The organism is Kitasatospora sp. NPDC059571 (genome assembly GCF_042735675.1).
Taxonomy (GTDB): Bacteria; Actinomycetota; Actinomycetes; order Streptomycetales; family Streptomycetaceae; genus Kitasatospora.
Window position 1 is genome coordinate 1 of record NZ_JBHWBW010000708.1, and the last position, 2,659, is coordinate 2,659.

Annotated in this window: 3 protein-coding genes; all 3 read right to left on the minus strand. The window is 73.9% G+C overall.

The window, feature by feature from the left end; all coding sequences use genetic code 11:
• Positions 1 to 455 (minus strand): hypothetical protein (locus ACFV0G_RS38105; RefSeq protein WP_380558059.1); only part of this gene is annotated, 455 nt, incomplete at its 3' end.
• Between the two features lie 178 nt (positions 456 to 633).
• A complete protein-coding gene (locus tag ACFV0G_RS38110; RefSeq protein WP_380558062.1) occupies positions 634 to 1,524 on the minus strand; it encodes a metal-dependent hydrolase in 891 nt (296 codons plus the stop codon).
• A gap of 72 nt (positions 1,525 to 1,596) precedes the next feature.
• Positions 1,597 to 2,571 (minus strand): Yip1 family protein, encoded by a 975-nt coding sequence (locus ACFV0G_RS38115; protein ID WP_380558065.1) that lies wholly within the window; start codon positions 2,569 to 2,571, stop codon positions 1,597 to 1,599.
• Positions 2,572 to 2,659 lie beyond the last annotated feature (88 nt).

A 2,659-nucleotide genomic window follows, 5' to 3' on the forward strand; every position in this document is an offset into this window, starting at 1 on the left:
CAGGCGTGCAGGTCGAAGGAGTTGTCGATCACCGAGACCACGGTGTAGTCGGCGTCCGCGCTGCCGCAGTCGACGGTGTCGACCTTGGGGTTGGTGTTGCCGCCGGTCACGTGGACGCACTCGCCGGCCTTGGCGTGCACCGGCTTGTCCGCGGTGGCGTAGCCGATGGCGAAGCCGATGACGAGCTTGACCACGATCACCATGATCACGGTGACGATACCGATGACGATCTTCTTGCCGCGGCCGCCCTTGGGCTTGACCACGGGCGGCTGGCCGTAGCCGCCGGGGACCTGGGCGCCCGGCGGCACGTAGGCCGGAGCCTGGCCCGGCACCTGGCCCGGGTACTGGCCCGGAACCTGGCCGGCCGGCGGGGCGTAGCCCGGGGCGGGCTGGCCGAAGTTGTCGGCGGGGCCGAAGGTGCCCGGCTGGCCCTGGGGCGACTGGGGGGTGGTCATGGTGGTCCTCGCCGATGAGCTGGAGGGCTGAATGATCAGCCGAACGCTATCGGCACCCCGGATGCGCCAATCGAACAATTGCGGCATACCCACCCCGCGTTATGAACTTGCAACGGAATTCTGCGGACGGAAGGGGAACTTCCGTCCGCAGAATCCCGTTGTGGCATCCTCCGCCGGGTCAGGCGCGCTTGGGCCGGGTCACCGCGACCAGTTCGCTGCCGTCCTCGGAGAGCGACAGCTCGGTGCGGAGTTCGGCGAGCTCGCCGAGGTGGTGCAGGTGGGTGCCGCCGCAGAAGATCTCGGCGGTGCCGACGGGCAGCTCGCAGTGCCAGCGGCGGCGGGCGGTCAGCTCCGGCCCGGGCACCTCGATCCGCACCGGCGCGTCCGCCGCGACCCAGGCCGCGAGCTGTGCGTTGACGGTCTCGGTCAGCGCCGTCAGGGCGTCCGCGAGGGCCGGCAGGCCCTCGGCCGCCTCGGTGCTGAACCCCTTCTTCCGCAGCGACTTGCCGAGCCGGTAGGTGTCGGTGCTGGCCTCGGTGTCCATCACGGAGGACGCCATGGCGAGGCTGTCGAAGTCGGGGTTGCCGAAGGCGTCGGCACGGCCCGGGTCCTTGCGCCAGCGGGGCGCCAGCGCGGCGTTGAGGGCGAGCGCGAGCAGGTGGCAGCCGCTGTGCGCGGCGGAGAGCCGGGCGCGGCGGTCGGCGTCGACCTCCAGGCGGGCGACCTGGCCGACCGCGCCGGCCGGCTCCTGCTCGACGACGTGGAGCACCAGCCAGGCCCAGGCCTCGTCCCCGCGCCGGACCGGGATGTCGGCGCCGACCTGCAGGCCGTCGCCGTCCGGGCCGACGGCCCCGGTCAGGCAGTCCACCACCGGGTGCGCGACGCCGCCGACCGTGAGCGTGCCGAGGTCGGCGGGCTGGTCCGGCCAGGTGTGGTCGAGCGGGTGGAACGGCGTCGCCTCCGTGACGACGGCGTACCGGCCGCCGTCCAGCGGGTGCACGGCGACCACCGGCGACTCACCGGTGGTCGCACCGGAGGGGAAGCTGACGTGGGTGGTGGAGAGGGTCATGAGGGTGCTCCGGACACTGCGTGGGGCAGATGAGGACAGACCGTCCACCCTATCCCGGGGCCCGCCCCCGGCTCAGCTCAGCGTCGGCAGCTTGATCAGGACGAGCAGGGCCAGCAGCTGCAGCGCGGCCGCGCCGGCCGCCTTGCCCCAGGGCAGGTCGTGCACCCGCCGGACCATCGTGGTGAGCAGCACCGCGCAGATCAGCCAGGTCAGCCAGCCGACCACCTGCACCACGACGTTGCCGGTGGGCAGGAAGAGCGCCAGCAGCAGCCGCGGCGCGTCGCTCGTCCAGCCGATGAGCATGGCCAGGCAGACCGTGGACTGCCACGGGCCGTCCCCGCCGAGCTGGCGCGCCAGGCCGTGCGTGACCGCGCCGAGCACCGCACCGGCCAGGGTGAAGCCGATACCCGCGGCGGCCAGCGCCCAGGCGGCGGTGGAGAAGGTCGAGTCGACGATGTCGTCGTGGGTGGAGCCCATGCCGAGCACCGCGAGGACGCCGTAGATCAGCGAGACGGTGACGGCGGGGAGCCAGGCCTGGTGGTCCCGCATCCGGTCGAAGGTGCGGGCCGGCTGCCGGTAGATGCCGACCAGCAGGTCCTTCCAGCCGGGCCGCGGACCGGCCACCCGGGGCGCCACCTGGCCGCCGGCCCGGTAGACCGCCACGTTGTCGTCGGCGCCGTACGGGGCCTCCTGGTAGCCCTGCCCGTCCTGGTAGCCGCCGGCCGGGTAGCCGGCGTACGGGTCCTCGCCGATGGCGAAGGCCCGGGTGTGCCCGGGCTGGTCGCCGGCGTACGGGTCGCCCGGCCCGGCACCGCCGGGGCCGCTGCCCCGGGGGTCGCCGTAGGGATCGCCGTAGGCGTCCTGCCGGGCCTGCGCCGCCTGCCCCTGGGGGCTCTGCGCGGGGTACGCCTCGTAGGGCGCGGTGAAGTACTCGGGGCCCCCCGTGGGCCCGCCACCGGGCTGCTGCCGCGGCGCCGGACCGGCGGGCGCGGACCAGCCCTGCCGGGGGTCGCCGCCCTGCCCGTTGTCGTATCGATTGCCAGCCACGCATCGACCGTACCTGCTGCGGCTGACCGGGCGTCGGTTGATCAAGGCCGCTGAGGTGGATTGCAGCCGTCCTGTGACGACAGAGCGC

Bases quoted from the DNA above. Each gene is read 5' to 3' on its own strand.
- ACFV0G_RS38110 (WP_380558062.1), bottom strand. From the start codon at position 1,524: ATGACCCTCTCCACCACCCACGTCAGCTTCCCCTCCGGTGCGACCACC.